Genomic DNA, 23,761 nt, shown 5'->3' on the forward strand with positions numbered 1-23,761 from the left:
AGCATTTGAGTTATGTCTCCTCAGAATCAATCTCCCCATTCGCAAGACCAGCTTGACTTGGTCTATGGTTTAAATGACCGCCCTAAACCTTTCATAGCCTTCCTCGCTGCCTTTCAGCACTTACTTGCCATTATTGTTCCGATTGTTACGCCAGGCTTACTCATCTGCTTAGCTTTAGGCGTATCCCAAAAAGATACCAACATGATTTTATCCATGTCTTTGGTTATTTCGGGCATAGCAACCTTCTTACAATGTAAAAAAGTGGGTCCTTTTGGCGCAGGTTTACTGATTGTTCAAGGCACAAGTTTTAACTTTATTGGCCCAATTATTGGAATTGGCTCCGCCATGGTTGCTGCGGGTACACCTGTAGAATCGGTTATGGCAGCAATTTTTGGCGTGGTGATTGCAGGTTCATTCATTGAGATGGGCGTTTCACGTATTTTGCCTTGGGTCAAAATGCTCATTACCCCATTGGTCACAGGCATTGTGGTGCTGTTGATTGGTCTGACTTTAATTAAGGAAGGCTTAATCAGCATGGGCGGTGGCTATCAAGCCATGTCAAACAACACTTTTGCCAATACCGACAACCTGATTATGTCGTGTACGGTACTGAGTTTAATTATCTTACTGAACCGTATTCGTATTACTTGGGTAAAAAGTTCAGCCATTTTAATCGCACTGATTGTCGGCTATGTACTTGCAGCCTTTATGGGACATCTCGATTTTTCAGGTCTAAAAGATGCTCCTTTGGTACAAATACCAACACCAATGCACTTTGGAATTGACTTCTCTTGGAGCTTGTTTATTCCTATGGCATTTATTTATCTGGTGACCTCTTTAGAAGCAATTGGTGATATTACTGCAACCTCTAAGCTTTCCAACCAACCAGTCGATGGTGCAACATGGATGGAACGCATTAAAGGTGGCGTATTGGTCAATGGGGCTAACTCATTCCTCGCGGGTATTTTTAATACCTTCCCAAGCTCGGTGTTTGCACAAAATAACGGGGTGATTCAGTTGACAGGCGTTGCGAGCCGCTACGTCGGTATCTGGATTGCAGCGCTATTGGTGATTTTGGGTTTACTTCCTGCGGTTGCAGGCGTGATCCAAGCCGTTCCGCAAGCCGTATTAGGCGGTGCTGTCATGGTCATGTTTGGTGCTGTAGCAGCATCAGGCATTAATATTCTTGCAGGAGTACATCTAGACCGTCGCGCCCTGCTCATTATTGCGATTTCACTCGCATTAGGTCTGGGCGTTGCTCAAGTACCACAAATTTTAGAGCACCTGCCTGAATTGTTCCGTAACATTTTTAGTTCAGGTGTTGCAACAGGTGGTATTGCCGCACTGGTTTTAAATATTGTGCTTCCTGAAACGAAGAAATAAGTTTTCATTTCTGTATGCACCTTGCCCAGCATTGTCTGGGCATCGTTTTTACTATGGAGTAAATAAGATGGATCCACGAAGTGAAGTTATTCTTCGCCAGCAAACGTTTCTCTCTGGTTCAGTTCTATTGGTCAATGCACCGTGTGATGAATTGAGTTCAGAACTTGCAGGGACAGTTGAAACCCATTTTTGGACTTGGAATTTTAACGAATTACAATATTTTGAAGCCCAACAAAGCCCTGTACATTTTGGCACCGATTTGCCAGAGGCAGGTTTTGAACAGGCAATCGTCTTTGTCCCAAAATCAAAAGAACTACTCAACTACGTCCTATACCAACTGGTCGGTCGTATGGCCGTAGGTTCTTCCATCTTTTTAGTCGGTGAAAAAAAAGGTGGGGTGGAACGTGCCGCAAAACAACTACAACCTTTTGGCAAAAGCCTCAAATTAGACAGCGCTCGGCATTGTCAAATGTGGCAATTGGTCACCGACAAGACCGTAACCGCAAAACCTTTGGCCGATTGGGCACAACACTACACAGTGCCAACCCCTAAAGGTGAATTACAGATTTGTGCCTTACCCGGTGTGTTTAGCCAAAACCGCCTAGACGTGGGTACCGCCGTGTTATTACCTCACCTTTCACAAGTCACCTCTGGCAAAATTGCAGACTTTGGCTGTGGTGCTGGTGTGATCAGTGCCTATTTAGCCAAATTGAATCCGAAAAACCGCATTTTTTCTTTAGATGTCGATGCCTTTGCACTTGCCTCTACCCAAATGACCTTTGAAAGAAATAATCTTTTACCAGAACAACTTGAGATTAAAGCAGTCCGTGGAATTGAGGACGCACCTCTCTTTTTGCACGCCATCGTCAGCAATCCCCCATTCCATCAAGGTATTCATACAGATTACAATGCCAGCGAAAATTTATGCAAAACTTCCCGCCGTCATCTGAAATCAGATGGCGAATTGTGGATTGTTGCCAATCGCTTTTTGAATTACCCATTACTTATTGAGCAAAGTTTTGGTCAATGTACAACCAAAGCCGATCAACAAGGCTTTAAAGTGCTGTTTGCTAGCGCACAAAAGAAATCTTAAGGAACAACGATGAGCGAAACGACTCAACCAGCTCAACTCAAGCGTAAGCTTGGAGCTCGTCATCTGAATATGATCGCCATTGGTGGTTCAATTGGTACAGGTTTATTTCTGGCCTCAGGTGCAACCATTGCCAATGCTGGTCCTGGCGGTGCATTGTTAGCCTACTGCTTAATTGGTGTGATGATTTACTTTCTCATGACCAGTCTTGGTGAATTGGCAACACATAACCCAACATCGGGTGCCTTTTTCACTTACGGCACCAAGTATGTTGAAGGCGGTTTTGGTTTCGCCCTTGGCTGGAACTATTGGTACAACTGGGCCATTACGGTTGCATTTGAATTGGTTGCTGTCCAATTTATTATGAAATTCTGGTTCCCAGATATACCCGGTTTTTACTGGAGTGCCCTGTTCTTAGCTGTTGTCTTTGGGATCAATGCCCTCACAGTGAAAGGCTTTGGTGAAAGCGAGTTCTTGTTCTCATTGGTTAAAGTCCTTGCCATTATTGTGTTTATCATCATTGGTATTTTCATGATTGCTAAAATCATGATGACTCCAGGTGTCGCAACATTCGCAAACTGGTCCAAAGGCGAAGCACCCTTTGTTGGTGGTCTATCTGCACTGATTGGTGTGGCGATGATTGCAGGATTCTCGTTCCAAGGTACGGAAATGGTTGGGGTTGCCGCAGGTGAATCTAAAGACCCGCAAAAGACCATTCCTATTGCTATCAAGCAAATCTTTTGGCGTATCTTGTTATTTTATGTGGTGTGTATTTTTATTATTGGCACCCTCATTTCCTATGATGATCCATCGCTTCTACAAGCTGCATCATCTGAAAATATTGCGCTTTCTCCTTTTACCTTACTCTACGAAAAAGCAGGTTTTGCCTTTGCTGCGAGTGCAATGAATGCCGTGATTTTGACTGCAATTCTTTCAGCAGGTAACTCAGGTATGTATACCTCAACCCGTATGCTGTTTAACATGGCGCAAAACGGTAGCGCACCTAAAGTATTTGGCAAACTCGACCCACGCGGCGTGCCAATGAACGCACTTTATGCAACAACAGTCATTGCTGCGCTGTGCTTCTTAACCACTTTTATTGGTGAAGAACAAGTATTCAACTGGTTACTGAATATGTCAGGGATGTGTGGTTTTATTGTTTGGCTGGGCATTGCTATTTCACACTATCGCTTCCGTAAAGGCTATATCGCGCAAGGACATAAAATCGAAGACCTCGCCTATCGTGCAAAATTCTTCCCCTTTGCACCTTGGTTTGCATTTGTTCTCTGTTCAATTGTGGTCCTTGGTCAGAACTACCAAGCGGTACTTGCGGGTGAATGGCTATCCGTTTTATCCACCTATATTGGGATTTTCTTATTCTTGGTAATTTGGCTTGGCTATAAATGGAAATACAAAACCAAGTTGATTTCTTATCAAAAAATGGATGTTAGCCCCATGAATGTAGAGCGAGAATAATTTCCTCTTTAAAAAACAGCCTTCGGGCTGTTTTTTTATTATTTGAATGTCCTACATTCAATTAACCCAAACTAAAATACAAAGAACCCTCCAACTCACATAACAGCAGTGAAAATTGATAAATTCATGAACGTTTCAATCTGATCCATCACATTATATGAAACCGAATAGTACAAACTAAAAAAGCTCCGACATCCTGTCGAAGCTTTTTTTGATCTTGCTGTGGTATAACTCCTGTCGCACCTTTTGCATCCGTTCTACACTGTTATTATTATTCTAATGAAACATCCTGTTCCTGATAAATCCATCATATAAATAAATCCTTGGGATTGCGAGACGCTATAAGGATCAAATGCTGTCAGCCAAAACCTACAAAAAAGACCAGCTACATCTATTTCGAATAATCTCGCGCACCAAATAATGCTGTCCCAATCCGCACCATCGTCGAACCTGCCGCAATCGCATCCTCTAAATCCCCTGACATCCCCATGCTTAAAGTATCCCAATCTTCAGGATGTGCATGTAATACTTTAACTGCCTCAAACAACTTTTGAGCATCTAATAACGCAGCAACATTATTCGGTGCGGGAATCACCATGATGCCACGCAGTCTTAAATGCGGAAGTTGGCTCAGCTTTTGTACCAGTTCAGCAACTTCTTCAGGCTGACAACCATCTTTACTATCTTGTCCATCAATATTGACTTGCAAACAGATATTCAAAGGTGGCTGAGTTGCTAAACGTTGACTCGATAAACGCTCAGCAATAATTAAACGATCTACCCCATGTACCCAAGCAAATTTTTCCGCCAGATGTTTAGTCTTGTTACGCTGCACATGCCCAATAAAATGCCACTCAATCTCCAAATCAGCCAAAGTCTCCATTTTTTCAAGGGCTTCTTGTAAGTAATTTTCACCAAACTCACGCTGTCCTGTTGCATACATCTCACGCAATGCTTCACTTGGATGAGTTTTTGATACCGCAAGCAATTGCACAGTCTCTGCCTTACGTCCTGCCTGTTGACACGCAGCCTCAATTTGCCCTAAAACTTGATTTCGCGATTCTTTCAAACTATTCATTGACGATATTCTCATTTCATTCATCTTTTTTTACGTTCAAGCGACACTAACTGTTGGTTAAGCGGCAGGAAAGCCTTATTATTCTATCAAAATAATTAAGATTTATATGATCTCGGGGAATTCATGGACATTACAGAATTATTGGCTTTTTCTGCAAAAAACGGGGCTTCTGACTTACACTTATCTGCGGGTATGCCACCAATGATTCGCGTAGATGGTGAAGTACGTCGCATTAATTTACCAGCTTTAGAACATAAAGAAGTACACAAATTGGTGTACGACATCATGAATGACAAACAACGTCGTGACTTTGAAGAAAAATTGGAAACTGACTTTTCCTTCGAAGTCCCAAGCATCGCACGTTTCCGTGTAAACGCATTTAACCAAAACCGCGGTGCTGGTGCGGTATTCCGTACCATTCCTTCAAAAGTTCTCACGATGGATGACTTAGGCTTAGGACAAACCTTTAAAGAGCTTTGTGACTTACCACGTGGTTTAGTTTTAGTCACAGGCCCAACGGGTTCGGGTAAATCAACCACTCTAGCAGCCATGATCGACTATATTAACGACAAGCGTTACGACCATATTTTAACCGTTGAAGATCCTATCGAATTTGTACACCAATCAAAAAAATGCCTGATTAACCAACGTGAAGTGCATCGTGATACGCATGGCTTTAACGAAGCATTACGTTCTGCACTACGTGAAGATCCAGACATTATTTTGGTTGGTGAGATGCGTGACCTTGAAACCATTCGCCTAGCCCTAACCGCGGCAGAAACAGGTCACTTGGTTTTCGGTACACTGCATACCACTTCTGCGGCCAAAACCATTGACCGTGTGATTGATGTATTCCCCGCTGAAGAAAAAGATATGGTTCGTGCCATGCTTTCTGAATCACTACAAGCGGTTATTTCACAAACACTCTTAAAGAAAAATGGCGGTGGCCGTGTCGCCGCACATGAAATCATGATTGGTATCCCTGCTATTCGTAACCTAATTCGTGAGAATAAAGTTGCGCAAATGTACTCTGCGATCCAAACAGGTGCTAACTATGGTATGTCTACCTTAGACCAAAGCCTTAAAACACTGGTATCTAAAGGTATCATTAGTCCACAAACAGCACGTACTGTTGCCAAACAACCAGAATCATTCTTATAAGAATATCAAAACGGAATTAGGATAAGGCTATGGACTTTAACGACTTACTCAATCTCATGATTCAACAAAAAGCATCTGACCTTTTCGTCACAGCTGATGTTGAACCATCTATGAAAATTAACGGTCAAATTATTCCTGTTGCGAAAACCAAATTAACAGGTGAAATTGTTGGTCAGCTCTTAAATTCAATTATGAGCGATAAACAACGCAAAGAATTTGCCGAAACACGCGAATGCAACTTTGCGATTATGAATCGTGATAAAACAGCACGTTTTCGTGTCAGTGCTTTTCAACAACGTGACCAACCTGGCATGGTGCTGCGTCGTATTGAAACTCAAATTCCAACAATGGATGAACTCAAGCTTCCTCCAATTCTCAAAGATTTAGCCATGACCAAACGTGGCATCATTATCTTTGTTGGTGCAACAGGTACTGGTAAATCGACATCGTTGGCTTCAATTATTGGCTTTCGTAATCACAACTCGAAAGGTCATATCATTACCATTGAAGACCCGATCGAATTTATTCACGAACATGCGGGGTGTATTATCACTCAACGTGAAGTAGGTATCGATACTGATTCCTTTGAAATTGCATTGAAGAATACTTTGCGTCAAGCCCCCGATGTGATTCTGATTGGTGAGATTCGCTCACGTGAGACCATGGACTATGCGATTGCCTTTGCTGAAACAGGACATTTAGTTTTTGCAACACTGCATGCCAACAATGCCAACCAAGCCATTGACCGTATTATCCACTTCTTCGAAGCAGACCGTCATAGTCAATTGTTTATGGACTTATCCTTAAACCTAAAAGCTATGGTAGCGCAACAACTCATTCCGACCATTGATGGTAATTCACGCCGTGCGGCAATTGAGATTTTAATTAACTCACCTTTAATTTCTGACTTAATTCGAAAAGGTGACATTCATGAAATTAAAGATCTAATGAAGCGTTCACGTGAACTCGGTATGCAAACCTTTGACCAAGCACTTTATGATTTGTATAAAGCCAAGCAAATCACCTATAAAGATGCATTGAAACATGCCGATTCACCAAATGATTTACGCTTACAAATCAAACTCTCTGAAGAGGGTGCTGATCGCCTAATGAATGCAAGCTCACATATTACCTTTGATAGTCAGTAAATAAATACAAATTCAAGATTGAAGAAAAACGAGCCTATTGGCTCGTTTTTTCATGTGAAATAAATGCTTTATTATTTTAATAGCAAAGAAAAAGCAGCCTTAAGGCTGCTTTTTCATATCAAAATCAATGATTAATTATTGAGCTTGACCAGGTTGTACTGTAACAGTACGGCTACCAGAGATTGTCGCGAATACACGACGGTTCATAGCACGACCTTCTTTAGTTTTGTTGTCAGCAATCGGTTGATCCCAAGCGAAACCTTGAGTAGACAAACGAGATGCATCTACATTGTATTCATTTACAAGAGCAGATTTAACAGAGTTAGCACGAGCCAAAGATAAACGTTCGTTCAATGCACGTGGACCAGTGTTATCTGTGTGACCTTCGATGCGAGCAGTAGCGTTTGGATATTCAACTAACTTCTCAGCAACTTTAGCAATTTCTGGCTTGTATTGATCTTTGATGTTCGATTTGTTTGTATCAAAGAACACACGAAGTTCCATGTTAAGGTCTTCAGTCAATTGCTCAGGAACTGGCTCAACTGGAGTAACTGGAGTAACTGGTTCAACTTCTACTACTGGTGCAGCAGGTTTCAAGTGACCACCAAGAACAACATTTAGACCAGCTAAAGCTGTGTAGTCCCAGAATTTATTGTCGAAGTTATAAGTACCACGTGCTTCAGTACGTAGTGACAAAGCATCGTTTAAGCGCCAGAATGCACCTAGACCCGCATTACCGATTGTGCTTTCCTCTTCCCAGTCAACATCTTCGGTTTCATACTTAACATGGCCCGCACCTAACAACACGTAAGGTTTGATTTTGCTGTCATAGTTTTTAGTGATCAAGTCAGAAGTTGCGTAGAAATTACCAGCAAGTTGTTGTTTTTTATACTCGTCAGCTTTTCCACCATCAACGAACTCTAGATCACCTTTGACTTGCGAATATTCAGCTTCAAAACCTAACCATGGAGTCAATTCGATACCAAGAGCAGCACCTACAAATAAATCATCTTGTAGTTCTACTTCGTTATCAGAACCTGTGCCAGAAAAAAGTTTGCCAGTGTTGTTGTGCTGAGTTTCATTAAAGTTATAACCAAGCATTAATGGCGTAATGGTTACACCTGCATTAGCAGCAGCCAAAGGTGCAGCTACGAGCATCGCTAAAGCAATACGACTCATTTTCATGGATTTATCCTCCAGAGATAAACAATTGTTGTTCAAGCTAAGCCTAAAATTTTAGCTATCCTGAGATAGGCTTTTTTAAATACCCCAGTTTTATTTTTAAGCTACTCACCTTGAATAATACAAACACTTAATTCGTTTGTCCAAGTGTTTGATAATTTTAATCAAGTAAATTATTGACAAAATTACTTACAATTTCAGTTGTAGTTCAGTAAATTTATGATTTCTTGCTTTTTAAGAATAGCGTTGTTGTCACTTGCGCTTCACTATAGCATTTTCTCATGCACTGAGAAACACATTTTTCATTATAAAATGAATAAAAAACAAGACATTAATATTCATTATTAACTTAAAAAATACAGATACTTAGGTTGTTTTATATGCACATCAATAAACATAGGGCTTATACATTAATAGAACTTGTTATTACAATATTGGTTTTGTCAATACTTGTTACGCTTGCTTTACCTTATTACCACGAAATGAAAGCAAATCAAGAACGCAGAACAATTTTTAGGCAAATTGTAGCGAACATACAGCTCGCAAAACAGCATGCTGCTATACATCATACGAATGTTGTTATGTGCTCATCACAAAATATGCAGAGCTGCAAAGAGGAGATGTGGGAACAAGGCTTTATCCTATTCCTCGATTTCAATCAAAATAGACAGCTAGATTTGAATGAGACCTTAATTACCCAAGAACATACTAACTTGTCCTACGGCACATTAAACTGGCGTGGCACTTTACACTTCCCTAGCCTTAATTTTATGGCTGAACACGGCCTTCCCATTGGCTCAAATGGTAGTTTTTATTACTGTTCTTCAACAGTAAAACATATGAAAATTATCCTGAATAAAATGGGCAATTCACGTAGCATTGACCTCAGTAATTGTTGAAAACTGGTGGGTCGACCGCAAAAACTACATCTAATTTACAGTTTTCAATATACTACATGAGATTGAACAATAACCAATTATACTCGTTCGGAGATGTATCAATGACTGATGTCGTGATTGTAAATGGCGCACGTACTGCAATGGGCGGTTTTCAAGGAAGTTTATCTGGTCTAACAGCACCAGAGCTTGGTGCAACAACCATTAAAGAAGCGATTGCTCGCGCTGGCTTACAACCAACCGATGTAGAAGAAGTCATTATGGGCTGCGTTTTACCTGCTGGTCTGAAACAAGGTCCTACACGCCAAGCGATGCGTCAAGCAGGTTTAGCGGATTCAACAGGTGCCGTTACAATCAATAAATTATGTGGTTCAGGTATGAAAGCTGTCATGCAGGCTGCCGATATGATTAAAGCGGGTTCTGCTGAAATCGTGGTGGCAGGTGGCATGGAATCAATGACCAATGCACCGTATGTCTTGACCAAAGCCCGTGCGGGTTACCGTATGGGTCATGGTGAAGTTAAAGATCACATGTTCCTTGATGGCTTAGAAGATGCTGAAACTGGTCGTTTAATGGGTTCATTTGCACAAGATATGGCCAATAGCCGTGGCTATACACGTGAGCAAATGGATGAATTTGCTATTCGTTCATTACAACGTGCGCAAACTGCGGTCAACGAAGGTTACTTTGCAGATGAAATTGTTCCTGTGACCGTTTCAACGCGTAAAGGTGATGTTGTGATTGATAAAGATGAGCAACCATTTAATGCCAATATCGATAAAATTCCTACATTACGTCCAGCATTTGCCAAAGATGGCACCATTACTGCTGCAAATGCCAGCTCAATTTCTGATGGTGCGTCGGCTTTAGTCTTAACTTCGGCGAATAATGCATCTGCAAAAGGTCTACAGCCTTTAGCTAAAATCTTGGCTTATGCATCAAACTCTCAACATCCTTCTGAGTTTACGATTGCTCCTGTTGGCGCTATCGAGAAAGTGTTAAAGAAAACAGGTTGGGATGCACAAGACGTTGATCTTTGGGAAATCAATGAAGCGTTTGCAATGGTGACCATGTGCCCAATGGATGACTTTAAACTTGATCCTGCAAAAGTGAACATTAATGGTGGTGCTTGTGCGCTGGGTCACCCAGTCGGTTCAACAGGTTCGCGTATTATCTTGACCCTTATTCACGCATTAAAGCGTACAGGTGGCAAAAAAGGAATTGCAGCGTTATGTATTGGTGGCGGTGAAGCAACGGCTGTTACGATTGAACTTCTCTAAATTCGTATATTTTACTATCACTCATTGTGAAATAAAAAATCCTCCGTAATGGGGGATTTTTTATGCTTACATTTTTTCATTATTCTTTTTTATATAGGCTGTTAAATTAAAGCACTCAAAATAAAAACGGAACCTATAACAATGCAACTCAACCATTATTTGAATTTCCAAGGTGAAGCCGAAGCTGCTTTTAATTTTTATAAATCTGTATTTGGCGGTGAGTTTGCCATGCTAAAACGTTATGGTGAAATGCCCTCTGATGGAAAATCCCAACTCAGTGATGCCGAAAAAAATTACCTTCTTCATGTCTCCTTACCGATTAATGAATTTACAATCTTGATGGCCTCCGACACCACCGAACAATTTTGTGCAGCGAATAGCCCTTTTATCAAAGGTACCAATCACTACATTTCCATTAATTTAGAAAAACATGAACAAGCAGAAGCACAACGCCTGTATGAGAGCCTCTCAGAAAATGGGCAAATTGAAATGCCCTTAGAAAAAACTTTTTGGGGTGCACTTTATGCGGCATTTACTGATCAGTTTGGCGTGAAATGGATGGTGAATTGCCAACTTGAAGAGGTGTAATGTTTCACCAAAAAACAAATGATATTTTTGCAAAGATGACTGTTATAAAAATAAAAAAGCCAGATTTTATCTGGCTTTTTTAAACTGAAGAACTTAAGCCCCAGTTTGATAGCTTGCTTGAGCAACCGCAGTAGATGCTTGATACGGATGTCTAAAATCATTTAAACCTGCTGCAGCTTCTTGAATATCTTTACCTTCTTTAATCACAAAAGTATCGAAACCAGAACGCTTCATATAGTTTAAGACATCCTTAAACACATCGCCTGTTGCGCGTAATTCGCCTTGGAAACCTTGGCGACGCAACAATGCAGCAAATGAATAACCACGACCATCATTGAAGCCTGCAAAATCAATAAAGATTGCATCTAATTGATTTAAAGGAAATTCATTGATTTCAGGAGAAGCATCTACAGTAATAAGTAAAGCTTTTTTACCTGTAATATGGGTAAGTTGATCCAACTGATCAACAGTCAACACCACATCACCTTGCGGTAATACAGCATCTTCGCCAATGAGTTGGTAACTATTGTCTGCCACTGTGCCATCTTTAGAGAGCACTTGAAGTGCGGTATTAAGCATAAGCACGCTCCTTGAATGGTTGAATGCCAACACGGCGATAAGTTTCAATAAACTCTTCACCTTCTTGACGCAAATCAAGATAGGTATTCAAAATTTCTTCAATAATGTCAGGTACAACTTCTGCTGCAAATGATGGTCCTAAGATGTCACCAATTGAAGCATCATGGTCCGCATTACCACCTAAAGTAATTTGGTAGAATTCAGCGCCTTTTTTATCGACACCTAAAATACCAATATTACCCACGTGGTGATGACCACAAGCATTCATACAGCCTGAGATATTCAAGTCGATATGACCCAAATTGTAAACCGTATCTAGGTCATCAAAACGACGTGAAATCGCTTCAGAAATTGGAATTGATTTCGCATTTGCCAATGAACAGAAATCACCGCCTGGGCAGCAGATAATATCGGTAATAAAGCCGATATGCGCACGTGCCAAGTCGTGTTGTTCAAGAGTTTGCCACAACTCAAACAAGTCTTTCTGTGGTACATCGACCAACGAAATGTTTTGTTCATGCGTGGTACGTAATTCACCGAACGTATATTTGTCTGCAAGGTCTGCAATCAAATTCATCTCTTCAGTGGTCACGTCACCCGGTGCAATACCTGCGCGTTTTAGCGAAATGGTGACAATACGATAGCCCGACACTTTATGAGCATTGGTATTAATGTTAAACCATTGTTTGAACTTAGGATGTTCAGCAAATAATGCAGTGAAGTCTTCATCTGCCCATTGCTGATATGCAAATGGAGTAAACTCTTCATCAAGTTTCGCTAAAGTTTCAGCATCTACTTTTAGCGTTTGCACAGTGTGAGCAAATTCTGCTTCCACTTTCTCAGCAAACACTTGAGGGGTTAATGCTTTGACTAAAATTTTGATACGGGCTTTATATTTGTTGTCACGGCGACCATGTAAATTATAGACACGCAGTACCGCTTCAAGATAAGCAATCAAATCTTCACGTGGCAACCATTCTTTGATGATTGAACCAATGATTGGTGTACGACCTAAGCCACCACCCACTTTGATTTTATAACCCATCTCACCCGCTGCATTTTTCACGATATAAACACCAATATCGTGGAATGATGTTGCAGCACGATCCACTTCTGCTAAAGCAGACACCGCAATTTTGAACTTACGTGGTAAGAATGCAAATTCTGGGTGGAAGGTTGACCATTGACGAATCAATTCACAGGTCGGGCGTGGATCTGCAACCTCACCCGCAACTACACCCGCATATTGGTCAGTTGTGGTGTTACGAATACAGTTACCTGAAGTTTGAATTGCATGCATCTGCACAGTTGCCAATTCAGCAAGCATGTCAGGTACATTTTCAAGTGCAGGCCAGTTAAACTGAATGTTTTGACGTGTTGACACGTGTGCATAACCACGGTCATATTCTTTCGCCAATTCCGCAACCTTGCGTAACTGCGTCGAGCTCATCAAACCATAAGGAACAGCAATACGTAACATCGGCGCATAGCGTTGTACGTATAAACCATTTTGGAGACGTAGCGGACGGTATTCATCTTCAGTGAGTTTACCCGCTAAATAACGTTCCGTTTGGTCACGGAACTGTGCAACACGTTCATTGATCAGTTGCTGATCAAAATCAGTATATAAATACATGGCGTACAGCTAGTAGTTTCATTATAACGGCTGACAGCATAACGATATTTAAAGTATCAACAAAACGCGTTTTTTACATATTTAATAGCGGTTTTATTGATAAGCCTTTTTTGTTTTTCTAAAAGATCGAATCTATAAGGCTTAAGCACTCTTTTAGCCGTTTTGGACTTTGTTCTTCTATACATATCTTATTTATTGCTAACGCTATAAATAGGACCGTCATGTTCCAATTCAGTCAGCAAAAAGCCTGACGAATCAGGCTTTTTTTATAGAAGATGTAGTTCATTATTGCAAAGCATAGGTGACCAAATAATCCCCCATCTTGGTGCCAAAGGAACCATGCCCGCCTGCCATGATCACCACATATTGCTTACCATTACTTTCATAAGTCATTGGTGTTGCCTGACCACCTGCGGGTAAACGCCCTTCCCACAACTGCTCACCATTGCTGACATTAAATGCGCGAAGATAATTATCCTGTGTGCCTGCGACAAACATCACATTGCCTGCGGTTGAAATTGGCCCACCCAAGCCAGGCACCCCTATTTTTAATGGCGGCAGTTGGAACAATTTCGGTAGACTGTCACGAATAGTCCCAATCCGTTTTTTCCAGACCACTTGATGGGTTTTTAAATCTACACCCGCCACATAGCCCCAAGCAGGTTGCTTACACGGCAAACCGAGCGGAGATAAGAACGCACTGATTTCCACACCATAAGGCACCCCATACATTGGTTGTACCCCTTGTTCAGTCCCCGCGCCTTTGGCAGTTTCTTGACGGTTCGGATCTGCGGGAATTAAACGGCTTACAAAGGGCAATCCGATTGGATTCATGACAGCAACTTGACGGTCTGTATTTACCGACATCCCCCCCCATTCAAATACGCCTAAATTCCCAGGAAACACCAAAGTGCCATTTTCTGAAGGTGGGGTGTAAATACCGTCATAATTCAAACGGTGGAAATAGACCCGACAAATTAACTGGTCAAACATGGTCGCGCCCCACATGTCTTTATCTTTTAACTTGTCTTGAGGTGCCAGATTTAAATCAGAAAAGGGTTGGGTTGCCGAATAATGTTCGCCTTGGGTTTGTGGTCCGCGTTTCACTGTTTGAGGGACTGCGCGCTCGTTTATAGGCACAATCGCTTTGCCTGTACGTCGGTCTAGTACAAAGATATTCCCTGTTTTGGTTAACACATAAATCGCTGGAACAGTTTTACCAGTGGCATCTTGAATATCTGCCAATGAGGGTTGTGCAGGCACGTCCATATCCCACAAATCATGATGCGTGGTTTGAAAATGCCAAACCAACTTGCCAGTACTGGCATTGATTGCCAACATCGAATTGGCGTAGCGCTCTTTTAACTCGGTACGATCTCCGCCCCAAATATCGGGGGTTCCTACCCCTGTCGGTACATACACGATATCTAGCTTAGAATCATAAGCCAAAGGTGCCCAAGCATTTGGCGAGTTATGTACAAAGGTATTATTTTCGTTTGGCATGGCATTTGGATTTTGTGCACCTGTATCAAAGACCCAAAGTAATTCACCTGTATTCACATCATAGCCACGAATCACCCCTGAAGGCTCTTTAGAAGAGTAGTTATCCGTGACTGAACCCGCAATGACCACCGTTGTACCCGAAATAATCCCTGGTGATGTCGGGTTATAGCCCCCTGGATAGGCATAAGGCATAAATTTTTGTAAATTTACTTCGCCTTGCTCTCCAAAATCAGAACACACTTTGCCTGTATCGGCATTCACTGCGACTAAACGTCCATCATTGACAGGAACAATGACCTTGCGTGGACACTCGGCAGAAACCGATTTTCGATTTTGTAAACTGGTCGCAAACTCGGCTGTATTGTTGGCATCGTAATACATTACCCCACGACAGGTGAGATGCTGAAAGGTATGGTCGGCTTTCAGTTTTGGGTCAAAACGCCATTTTTCCTTGCCCGTTGCTGGGTCTAAGGCAATTAACCATTGATGGGTGGTACACATATATAAGTTATTACCCACTTTAATTGGTGTCACTTGATTGGTGGTTTCCCCCGAATCTTGATCTGTTTTGACATCACCTGTGCGGAACGTCCAAGCCACTTTCAGATTTTTAACATTTTGATCATTAATCTGCGCCAAGGGTGAATAGCGCACCCCAGCTTGAGTACGCCCATAAGCGGGCCAATCTTGTTCTGCCACCCCATCAATGGCTTGAGCCGATGCAGGTTGCGGTTGTTGAATGACGCCATTAATTTCTTGGGGATCATTAAAAATGGCATAGACCATAACTGCAATAGCAATCAACAACGTGCCCGAAAGGGCGATTTTGCTGCCTTGGACTTGACTCATATTGCGCGTGATTGCAGGAATGAGTAACCATAAACCCAATACTCCCAAAATATCCAGACGAGGTGCGAGTGCCCAAAAATCAGTTCCAACCTCCCATAAGCTCCAGAGTATGGTTGCTAGCATCAAGAAACTGTACACCCATAAAGAGGAACCTTGACTCTTTTTAAGTAAGAAGGCTGATGCCAAAATTAGCAGACCAGCAATTACATAATAGATTGAACCACCAAGTAGAATGAGCCATACACCCCCAATCAACAGATAGGCAGCAATTAAAAGCATCACAATAGCGGTAAAGGTTCGCATCGTATTTGATGGGTTACTCATTCCATTCACCTCATTCACTTTATTATTTATCGCTAGCCCAGTAAAAACAGCTAGATTATTTTGTGGTTTGTTTCGCTATTCTTATTCGTATTTAAATCATTGATCTAGGAAAGATGGTTTTTCTAACACCATTAAAAGGCGGTTTGAAACTTAATCCCACCAACCCAAACATTTTCTCCATTTTTATCCGCACCCACATGTCGAATATATTGAAGATTTGGACGAATCGTTAACCAATTGGTGGCATGTAACCCATAATACAGTTCGGTGTTATATTCTTCCTCTTGCCCCGTATTTAAGTCATCATTTAGATGGATTCGGGCAAATCCCAAGGCAATTTCATCTTGCGGGCGCATATCCAACACACCTGTATAGATCAAACCAATATTTTGCATATTGTCGACATTGTTGGTTTTATCATCATGTACAGTCAGGTTTATAAATCCTGTAAGTCCGCGATGCGGATCTTGAGCGTGTTGCAGCAATTGTTGTTTTGCGACAACCCACATGCCTTGCTTATGAGAGGTAGTGTTAGGATTCTGAATTTCAGCTGCATCTGCACTACTGTAGTAATAGCCTAGTCGATATTCACCTGTTTTGCTTTGTGTACCAATTTTGGGCTGCCAGACCATCTCTATGGGTACCATGACGCCATCGGAACCCGAAGTACTTAAATTAAACCCCTGACTACGCTTTAAATTCTCAGGGTTATATTCATATACCCCAATTTGGCTAAAGAGTTCAGGAGAAACTTGATATTTCAGTCTGGCTGCCCACTGACTGACGGGCCAATTAAACCATTGATCCCCCACCCAATTGCCAACTTGAGAACCGCATAAAGCTAAGTTCTGAAAGTCACAATCAAAGCTATTAAAATCTTCCCCTTCGCCAAAACGCCCAACTTTAAGATCTAACTGTTGATTGAGGAATTGTTTCTTCATCCAAAAATTGGTCAAACGCCACGTTTGCCCACGCCCCCAAACTTCTTGGGTTGAACTTAAATGCCCATTCAAAGCATCCGATGTTTGTGACAGCGAATGCCCGTTACGTTCAGTAATAATGATTTGCGCTTCAGTGTCTTGCCAACCCAGTATTTTATCTAAATCAAAATGACTGCCTAACACGAACTGATCGGCATATTCAGTACCGTGACTCGAATGCTTTTTTGCGCCCAGTAAAGTGGCCATTTCCCCTGTATAGCCCAAGTTAAAACGATAACCTTGAGTTTGTAATGCTGTTCGGGTGCCATTCCAATCCCCAAACATCCAAGGGCTGTCTACGGCAAAGGCTAATTGCGCATGAATTACAGAATTGATGCTCAAGCCCATTAAACACAATGTGAACCATTTCCTTGAGATTCGGAGCTTTTGCATACCTGCAACCTTTTATAATTTTTTTATTTCTATCAGGTTACGCCTGTTTTTTATGGTTAAAATATAATCTTTTTGTCGTTTTTTGTTAAACTATTGATATCGAATAAAACTTTATAAAAAGCACAGGCTACCAAGTGCCTGTACCTAATGCTTGCCCCATAAAGTCATAGCGCATTGCTGAACGAGAAAATTTGATTGGACATGCCAACTGCGCTTGAGTCTCTGTGGAATGTTCATGTAGTGGAACGTGGACCACCCAATGCCGTTGTTGCGCCAAATCTGAATGCAAAGCTTCATCCAACTTTAAAACAGGTTCTACACAGACATCTTGGGTCGAAAACAGTTGCTGCCACTCTAACAAGGAACGGGTTTTAATTTTTTCCTGTAGAGCGTGTTTGACCTCAAGACAATCTTCCGCCTGTAGTGAAGCCCCTTTCTCTAATAAAACTGGCAATTCTAACAACTGAGCCAAACCCGACATAAATTGTGGCTCTAAACTGCCAATTGAAAGATAACGCCCATCTTGCGTTTCATAGTAATCATAAAAGCTAGCGCCATTCAGTATTCCCGATTCTGGCTGTTGTGTGATATTTCCTGCCAATGCGGCGGCAGCGGCCATACTATTTAACGCTACCGCACAATCGGTCATGGAAATATCAATATATTGCCCTTTTCCACTCTGAGTACGTTCAATCACGGCCGTTAAAATGCCGATCACGGCATGTAACGAACCCCCTGCAATATCCGCAATTTGAATACCTAACGGCGGCGGTCCACTCTGTGCACGACCACTATGCCCCACAATCCCCGATAAGGCTAAATAGTTAATGTCATGCCCTGCCTTATCTTTATAACTCCCTGTTTGGCCATAGCCAGTAATGGAACAATAAATTAGTCGCGGATTAATTTCCGCTAAAGTGGCATAGTCCAATCCCAGTCGTTGCATGACACCCGGGCGAAATTGCTCTACGACAATATCGTATTGGCTAATCTTTTCCTTAATCGCCGCGATGTTCTGTGGGTCTTTTAAATCCAGAGCCACGGATTGTTTATTTCGATTCAAATAAAGATGTGCCGTTGCCTGTCCATGTGCATAAGGTGGAAAAAGACGAATCAAGTCGGGGCGTGTTGGGGATTCCACATGAATCACTTCCGCCCCCAGATCAGCTAAATATAAAGTGGCAAATGGACCGGGTAACAATGTTGAAAAATCGAGTACTTTCAATCCCTGTAAAGCATGTTGCATGTTATTTTTACTCTTGAACTCTTATATTTTCATGTATCTTAGAAAGATAAAATCAACAAAACAATGTCATGTTCAGCCATTTACCTTGATCATTTCGGCAATTTACCATGTAGAAAGGCAAATTTCCCTATTGTAAATTGCCTATAAAAAATTTTTAGCGTCATTTAGGTCATACGCAAGTGAATATAAAAGAGACTGAAGGATTTAACATGAGCCGCGATACGATTAGTATCCATTTTGTCAATGCGGCGCTGACTGGCGTAAAACGCCTCGGCATGGATGTCGAAACTTTACTTTCGCACGTCGGAATAGAAGCCGAACTGTTACGTCAGCCTAAAGCTCGAATTTCTCCAGAACAATACACTCGTTTTGTGAAAATGTTATGGATGGTGACTCAGGATGAGCATATTGGTTTCGATACCCAACCTCGTCGTTTGGGTACGTTTGCCATTATGTGTCAGCTGATCATCCATGCGAAAACCTTAGGTGATGCGCTCGAACTATCAACTCAGTTTTATAAATTGTTTGGTGATGAATGGTGTGTTTCGCTCGAACGTGATAAGCATGAAGCTCGCTTAGTTCCACTCATTCCAACTGAAATGGATCCAAATCATTTCATTACTGAAAGCATGTTAATGATTTGGCACGGTTTAGCCTCTTGGCTGATTGAACGTCGCCTGCCTTTAGAGCGCGTACATTTTGGCTACCCGCGCCCTGCCCATGCAGATGAATATGATGCCCTGTTTTTCGCTCCCGTGATGCAGTTTGACATGCCACGTACCGAAATCACCTTTGCGGCGGATTATTTAGATTTACCAATTCGTCAAAATGAAGAAACCTTAGAAGAATTCTTAAAAGCAGCGCCTGCACAGCTACTGGTCAAATTCAAAAACACCAACTCGCTCACCTCTCGTATTCGTGAAGTGTTGAAGAGTCAAATTGGTGAAGAAATGCCAACGCTGAATGATGTAGCGTCAATGTTATATCTTTCACCGCAAACTTTACGTCGTCGTTTGGCCGCGGAAGGTAAAAGCTACCAAGGTGTGAAAGATGCGCTGCGTCGTGATGCTGCGATTCACTTGTTACTCAATCCAAACCTCACATTGGAAGATGTCGCACAGCAGGTTGGTTTCAGTGAAACCAGTACATTCCATCGTGCATTTAAGAAATGGACAGGCGTAACCCCAGGGTTATACCGTCAATTACATGGTTATTTATAACCATTAACTGATTTTTCAGTTGATGCCCAGATTCTACAATCTGGGCTTTTTTTATGGCTTAAAAAGCATCATCACAACAATACCCTCACCTTTTTCAAACCCATACTCAAACTACAAAACGGTTTCACATCTCAATTGACCAAAATGATCATGCTGCCTATGCCAGTCTTGTCATTGCGCTTCTACAATTAATCATTACACTCGAAATGCAAAACTCATGAAAATACATAAGGAATAACGAGATGAGCGAGGCTTACATCATTGATGCAATACGCACGCCACGCGGAAAAGGAAAAAAAGAGGGTTCACTGCATGAGGTGAAACCGATTAGCTTAGTCGTAGGATTATTAAAAGAATTACAGCAGCGCCATCAACTCGACACCTCAAAAGTTGATGATATCGTTCTAGGTTGTGTTACCCCAATTGGTGATCAAGGTGCGGATATTGCCAAAACTGCTGCGATTGCCGCAGGTTGGAACGATGATGTGGCAGGGGTTCAAATCAACCGTTTTTGTGCTTCTGGTTTGGAAGCTGTCAATTTAGCCGCACAAAAAGTCCGCTCAGGTTGGGAAGATGTGGTGGTTGCAGGTGGTGTGGAGTCCATGTCACGTGTTCCAATGGGGTCTGATGGTGGACCATGGGCATTAGATCCTGAAACCAATTTGAAATCCTCTTTTGTTCCGCAAGGGATTGGTGCAGATTTAATTGCAACCCTAGATGGCTATAGCCGTGCAGATGTCGATGCTTTTGCAGTCGCTTCACAACAAAAAGCGGCGGCGGCTCAAGCAAATGGTTATTTTGATCACTCAGTCGTGCCGGTGAAAGACCATGCAGGTGTAACAATCCTAGAGAAAGATGAATTTATTAAAGGAACTACCACAGCCGAAGGTTTAGCAAAGCTGAATGCCAGCTTTGAAATGATGGGACAAATGGGTTTTGATGCAGTTGCTTTGCAAAAATATCCAGAAGCACAAAAAATCAATCATGTTCATCACGCAGGTAACTCATCAGGCATTGTCGATGGAGCGGCTCTGGTTTTATTGGCTTCTGAAAAAGCGGTCAAAGAACAAAATTTAAAACCACGTGCTAAAGTTTTGGCGACTGCATTGGTCGGTACAGACCCGACTATCATGTTGACTGGTCCTGCTCCTGCTGCACGTAAAGCATTAGAAAAAGCAGGTTTGAGCATCGATGACATCGATCTATTTGAAGTGAATGAAGCCTTTGCTGCTGTTGTGATGCGTTTTATCACTGAACTTAAAGTTCCTGCTGAGAAAGTCAATGTCAATGGTGGTGCAATTGCTTTAGGCCATCCATTAGGGGCAACAGGTGCCATGCTTTTAGGAACTTTACTTGATGAATTAGAGCGTCAAGGTAAAAAGCGCGGTTTAGCAACCTTGTGCGTTGGTGGTGGTATGGGCATCGCCACCATTATTGAACGTGTATAAAAACTGGCCGCATTGATCTTGCCACGTTGGAAACATCTTCAAAAATGCTCATTTACACATCGTAAACTGCGCTTTTTTCAGATATTTCCGCCTCGCAATCTCTGCTTCGCCAGCATTTTTAAGAAATAAATTTAGGACGATGATATATGAGCGCTATTCAATACAAAAAAAACGCGGACAATATTGTAATTCTTACGCTTGATTCAACTGGTCAATCTGCCAATACCATGAATGCCGAGTTTCGTGACTCGCTCGATGAGGCGACTCAGAAACTTAAAGCAGAAACAGAACTTTCAGGTGTTATTTTCCGCTCGGCTAAGAAAACTTTCTTTGCAGGTGGTGACCTAGATGAGCTGATTCAAGTTCAGCCTAAACATGCCACTGATTTTTTTCATATGGTGGAAAAACTCAAAGCTAATCTGCGCGGCATTGAAACCTTGGGCGTGCCTGTGGTTGCTGCCTTAAATGGCACTGCGCTTGGCGGCGGTTGGGAAATCGCATTAAGTTGCCATTATCGTATTGCGATCAATGATCCAAAAACCAAATTTGGTTTACCTGAAGTGACTTTAGGCTTACTGCCTGGCGGTGGTGGTATTGTACGTATGGTGCGTCTGCTCGGTTTACAAAATGCATTCCCCTTCTTAATGGAAGGCAAGCAATTTGGGGTTGATCAAGCAAAATCTTTAGGCCTAATCCATGATACTGCGGAGAATGAACAAGAGCTTTTAGATAAAGCAATTGCTTGGGTGAAAGCCAATCCAAAAAGTCAGCAACCATTTGATGTAAAAGGTTACAAAATTCCGGGTGGTGATCCTAAAACCCCTGCGGTTGCGCAAGTGCTTGCGATTGCTCCTGCGATGTTAAGAGACAAAACTAAAGGCTGTTATCCTGCGCCTGAAGCGATTATGGCTGCCGCAGTTGAAGGCGCTCAAGTTGATGTGGATACCGCACTGCGTATTGAATCACGTTACTTCACCCAACTGACTGTGGGTCAAGTTTCCAAGAACATGATCGGTACATTCTGGCATGGTCTAAATGCAATTAAGTCTGGTGCAAGCCGCCCTGCGGATATTGCTAAATGGCAAGCCACTAAAGTGGGTGTGTTGGGTGCGGGCATGATGGGTGCAGGTATTGCCTACTCAACCGCAATCAAAGGCATTCCTGTGATCCTTAAAGATGTCTCTGTTGAAAATGCAGAAAAAGGCAAAGCTTATTCGCAGAAACTACTCGACAAACGTGTTGCACAAGGTCGCATGACCGCAGAAAAACGTGATCAGGTTTTATCGCTCATCACGGCGACAGCTTCTGCTGAAGACTTACAAGGTTGTGATTTAATTATTGAAGCGGTATTTGAGAATCAAGAACTCAAAGCCAAAGTCACGCAAGAAGCTGAACAATATTTAGCTGAAGGCGGTATTTTTGCATCGAATACTTCAACTTTACCCATCACAGGTCTAGCAACAGCAAGTCAAGATGCCAAAAACTTTATTGGCTTACATTTCTTTAGCCCTGTCGACAAAATGCAGTTGGTCGAGATGATTAAAGGTAAACAAACTTCAGCTGAAACATTGGCTAAAGCCTATGACTTTGTTCAACAAATTGCGAAAACACCAATTGTTGTCAATGATAGCCGTGGTTTCTTCACCAGTCGTGTCTTTGGTACATTCATTCAAGAAGGTATGCGTCTACTTGCTGAAGGCATGCACCCAGCGAAAATTGAAATGGCAGCATTAAAAGCAGGTATGCCTGTTGGTCCACTCGCGATTCAGGATGAAGTGTCTTTAACGCTAACTGAGCATGTGGCTGGTGAAACCCGCAAAGCCTTACAAGCAGAAGGGAAAGAGCTACCAAAAACCCCAGTAGATGAAGTGGTTTACACCATGATTCATGAATTGAATCGTAAAGGTAAAGCCGCAGGTGCAGGTTTCTATGACTATCTGGAAAATGGCAAAAAACACCTATGGGAAGGCTTAAACCGTTGGCAAAAAGATCATGACATTTCTGAACAAGATATGATTGACCGTATTTTGTTTGTGCAAGCACTCGATACCTTACGTTGTTACGAAGAAGGTGTGTTGGAGTCGGTTATTGATGCGAATGTCGGTTCAATTTTTGGAATTGGTTTTGCACCGTGGACAGGTGGCGCAATTCAATTCCTGAATCAAAATGGGATTGAAAAATCGCTACAACGTGCTGAACAATTGGCTGCCCAATACGGTGAGCGCTTTAATCCGCCACAAAGTTTAAGAGATAAAGCCCAACGCAACGAACTTATTCAATAATTTCTCTATCGATAAACGC

At 42.0% G+C, this 23,761-nt stretch carries 18 protein-coding genes; 11 read left to right on the forward strand and 7 right to left on the reverse strand.

Annotated elements, in window-relative coordinates; genetic code table 11:
• Window positions 1-12: 12 nt before the first annotated feature.
• The 3 genes from E0H94_RS12600 (at window position 13) to E0H94_RS12610 (ending at window position 3,949) form a co-directional block, all read left to right on the forward strand.
• Window positions 13-1,383, forward strand: coding sequence for a uracil-xanthine permease family protein (locus E0H94_RS12600; RefSeq protein WP_131326838.1), 1,371 nt, complete (start codon window positions 13-15; stop codon window positions 1,381-1,383).
• 67 nt (window positions 1,384-1,450) lie between these two features.
• Window positions 1,451-2,476, forward strand: a complete 1,026-nt coding sequence (locus E0H94_RS12605) for a class I SAM-dependent methyltransferase (RefSeq protein WP_131326839.1) — start codon at window positions 1,451-1,453, stop codon at window positions 2,474-2,476.
• A gap of 9 nt (window positions 2,477-2,485) precedes the next feature.
• Entirely contained in the window at window positions 2,486-3,949 is a 1,464-nt protein-coding gene (locus E0H94_RS12610) for an amino acid permease (protein ID WP_131326840.1), read from the forward strand.
• A 391-nt stretch (window positions 3,950-4,340) separates the two neighbouring features.
• Here the strand turns inward: E0H94_RS12610 and E0H94_RS12615 are convergent, their stop codons facing one another.
• Complete coding sequence (locus tag E0H94_RS12615; protein ID WP_131326841.1) at window positions 4,341-5,027, reverse strand: YggS family pyridoxal phosphate-dependent enzyme; 687 nt, start codon at window positions 5,025-5,027, stop codon at window positions 4,341-4,343.
• A 123-nt stretch (window positions 5,028-5,150) separates the two neighbouring features.
• Between E0H94_RS12615 and E0H94_RS12620 the strand changes: the two genes are divergently transcribed.
• A complete protein-coding gene (locus E0H94_RS12620) occupies window positions 5,151-6,188 on the forward strand; it encodes a type IV pilus twitching motility protein PilT (protein ID WP_131326842.1) in 1,038 nt (345 codons plus the stop codon).
• A gap of 29 nt (window positions 6,189-6,217) precedes the next feature.
• Window positions 6,218-7,336 (forward strand): PilT/PilU family type 4a pilus ATPase, encoded by a 1,119-nt coding sequence (locus E0H94_RS12625; RefSeq protein WP_131326843.1) that lies wholly within the window; start codon window positions 6,218-6,220, stop codon window positions 7,334-7,336.
• A gap of 135 nt (window positions 7,337-7,471) precedes the next feature.
• Here E0H94_RS12625 and omp38 read toward each other — a convergent pair whose 3' ends face one another.
• On the reverse strand, window positions 7,472-8,521 hold the full coding sequence (omp38, locus tag E0H94_RS12630; RefSeq protein ID WP_131326844.1) for an outer membrane protein Omp38: 1,050 nt from the start codon (window positions 8,519-8,521) through the stop codon (window positions 7,472-7,474).
• A 377-nt stretch (window positions 8,522-8,898) separates the two neighbouring features.
• On the opposite strand from omp38, the gene E0H94_RS12635 reads away from it, so the two are divergent.
• From E0H94_RS12635 to E0H94_RS12645, 3 genes are all read left to right on the forward strand, one after another.
• Window positions 8,899-9,417 carry a GspH/FimT family pseudopilin gene (locus E0H94_RS12635; RefSeq protein WP_131326845.1) on the forward strand — a complete coding sequence of 173 codons (519 nt, stop codon included), beginning with the start codon at window positions 8,899-8,901 and terminating at the stop codon, window positions 9,415-9,417.
• A 101-nt stretch (window positions 9,418-9,518) separates the two neighbouring features.
• Window positions 9,519-10,694, forward strand: coding sequence for a thiolase family protein (locus E0H94_RS12640; RefSeq protein WP_131326846.1), 1,176 nt, complete (start codon window positions 9,519-9,521; stop codon window positions 10,692-10,694).
• A gap of 141 nt (window positions 10,695-10,835) precedes the next feature.
• The gene (locus E0H94_RS12645) at window positions 10,836-11,282 is read left to right on the forward strand and encodes a VOC family protein (protein WP_131326847.1); all 447 of its coding nucleotides are present in this window, start codon (window positions 10,836-10,838) and stop codon (window positions 11,280-11,282) included.
• Between the two features lie 93 nt (window positions 11,283-11,375).
• On the opposite strand, the gene E0H94_RS12650 is transcribed toward E0H94_RS12645, so the two are convergent.
• From E0H94_RS12650 to E0H94_RS12670, 5 genes are all read right to left on the reverse strand, one after another.
• Window positions 11,376-11,861 (reverse strand): DUF934 domain-containing protein, encoded by a 486-nt coding sequence (locus tag E0H94_RS12650; protein ID WP_131326848.1) that lies wholly within the window; start codon window positions 11,859-11,861, stop codon window positions 11,376-11,378.
• Entirely contained in the window at window positions 11,854-13,497 is a 1,644-nt protein-coding gene (locus tag E0H94_RS12655; RefSeq protein WP_131326849.1) for a nitrite/sulfite reductase, read from the reverse strand. Before E0H94_RS12655 ends, E0H94_RS12650 begins: the two co-directional genes overlap by 8 nt.
• A 285-nt stretch (window positions 13,498-13,782) precedes the next feature.
• Window positions 13,783-16,173, reverse strand: coding sequence for a glucose/quinate/shikimate family membrane-bound PQQ-dependent dehydrogenase (locus tag E0H94_RS12660; protein ID WP_131326850.1), 2,391 nt, complete (start codon window positions 16,171-16,173; stop codon window positions 13,783-13,785).
• 131 nt (window positions 16,174-16,304) lie between these two features.
• Window positions 16,305-17,546, reverse strand: a complete 1,242-nt coding sequence (locus E0H94_RS12665; RefSeq protein WP_131326851.1) for a carbohydrate porin — start codon at window positions 17,544-17,546, stop codon at window positions 16,305-16,307.
• A gap of 127 nt (window positions 17,547-17,673) precedes the next feature.
• Window positions 17,674-18,792: a CaiB/BaiF CoA transferase family protein gene (locus E0H94_RS12670; RefSeq protein ID WP_131326852.1), complete on the reverse strand. Its 1,119-nt coding sequence runs from the start codon at window positions 18,790-18,792 to the stop codon at window positions 17,674-17,676.
• 209 nt (window positions 18,793-19,001) lie between these two features.
• Here E0H94_RS12670 and E0H94_RS12675 point away from each other — a divergent pair, with 209 nt between their 5' ends.
• The 3 genes from E0H94_RS12675 to E0H94_RS12685 all read left to right on the forward strand — a co-directional run bounded on the left by E0H94_RS12675 (window position 19,002) and on the right by E0H94_RS12685 (window position 23,742).
• Entirely contained in the window at window positions 19,002-20,012 is a 1,011-nt protein-coding gene (locus E0H94_RS12675) for an AraC family transcriptional regulator (RefSeq protein ID WP_016165386.1), read from the forward strand.
• Window positions 20,013-20,254: 242 nt separating this feature from the next.
• Entirely contained in the window at window positions 20,255-21,460 is a 1,206-nt protein-coding gene (locus E0H94_RS12680) for an acetyl-CoA C-acetyltransferase (RefSeq protein WP_131326853.1), read from the forward strand.
• Between the two features lie 146 nt (window positions 21,461-21,606).
• A complete protein-coding gene (locus E0H94_RS12685; protein WP_131326854.1) occupies window positions 21,607-23,742 on the forward strand; it encodes a 3-hydroxyacyl-CoA dehydrogenase NAD-binding domain-containing protein in 2,136 nt (711 codons plus the stop codon).
• The last annotated feature ends 19 nt before the right edge of the window (window positions 23,743-23,761 follow it).

The organism is Acinetobacter sp. ANC 4173, assembly GCF_004331255.1.
Classification (GTDB): domain Bacteria; phylum Pseudomonadota; class Gammaproteobacteria; order Pseudomonadales; family Moraxellaceae; genus Acinetobacter.

Coding starts and splice junctions, on each gene's coding strand:
- E0H94_RS12600 (WP_131326838.1), top strand. CDS start 13: ATGTCTCCTCAGAATCAATCTCCCCATTCGCAAGACCAGCTTGACTTG.
- E0H94_RS12605 (WP_131326839.1), top strand. CDS start 1,451: ATGGATCCACGAAGTGAAGTTATTCTTCGCCAGCAAACGTTTCTCTCT.
- E0H94_RS12610 (WP_131326840.1), top strand. CDS start 2,486: ATGAGCGAAACGACTCAACCAGCTCAACTCAAGCGTAAGCTTGGAGCT.
- E0H94_RS12615 (WP_131326841.1), bottom strand. CDS start 5,027: ATGAATAGTTTGAAAGAATCGCGAAATCAAGTTTTAGGGCAAATTGAG.
- E0H94_RS12620 (WP_131326842.1), top strand. CDS start 5,151: ATGGACATTACAGAATTATTGGCTTTTTCTGCAAAAAACGGGGCTTCT.
- E0H94_RS12625 (WP_131326843.1), top strand. CDS start 6,218: ATGGACTTTAACGACTTACTCAATCTCATGATTCAACAAAAAGCATCT.
- omp38 (WP_131326844.1), bottom strand. CDS start 8,521: ATGAAAATGAGTCGTATTGCTTTAGCGATGCTCGTAGCTGCACCTTTG.
- E0H94_RS12635 (WP_131326845.1), top strand. CDS start 8,899: ATGCACATCAATAAACATAGGGCTTATACATTAATAGAACTTGTTATT.
- E0H94_RS12640 (WP_131326846.1), top strand. CDS start 9,519: ATGACTGATGTCGTGATTGTAAATGGCGCACGTACTGCAATGGGCGGT.
- E0H94_RS12645 (WP_131326847.1), top strand. CDS start 10,836: ATGCAACTCAACCATTATTTGAATTTCCAAGGTGAAGCCGAAGCTGCT.
- E0H94_RS12650 (WP_131326848.1), bottom strand. CDS start 11,861: ATGCTTAATACCGCACTTCAAGTGCTCTCTAAAGATGGCACAGTGGCA.
- E0H94_RS12655 (WP_131326849.1), bottom strand. CDS start 13,497: ATGTATTTATATACTGATTTTGATCAGCAACTGATCAATGAACGTGTT.
- E0H94_RS12660 (WP_131326850.1), bottom strand. CDS start 16,173: ATGAGTAACCCATCAAATACGATGCGAACCTTTACCGCTATTGTGATG.
- E0H94_RS12665 (WP_131326851.1), bottom strand. CDS start 17,546: ATGCAAAAGCTCCGAATCTCAAGGAAATGGTTCACATTGTGTTTAATG.
- E0H94_RS12670 (WP_131326852.1), bottom strand. CDS start 18,792: ATGCAACATGCTTTACAGGGATTGAAAGTACTCGATTTTTCAACATTG.
- E0H94_RS12675 (WP_016165386.1), top strand. CDS start 19,002: ATGAGCCGCGATACGATTAGTATCCATTTTGTCAATGCGGCGCTGACT.
- E0H94_RS12680 (WP_131326853.1), top strand. CDS start 20,255: ATGAGCGAGGCTTACATCATTGATGCAATACGCACGCCACGCGGAAAA.
- E0H94_RS12685 (WP_131326854.1), top strand. CDS start 21,607: ATGAGCGCTATTCAATACAAAAAAAACGCGGACAATATTGTAATTCTT.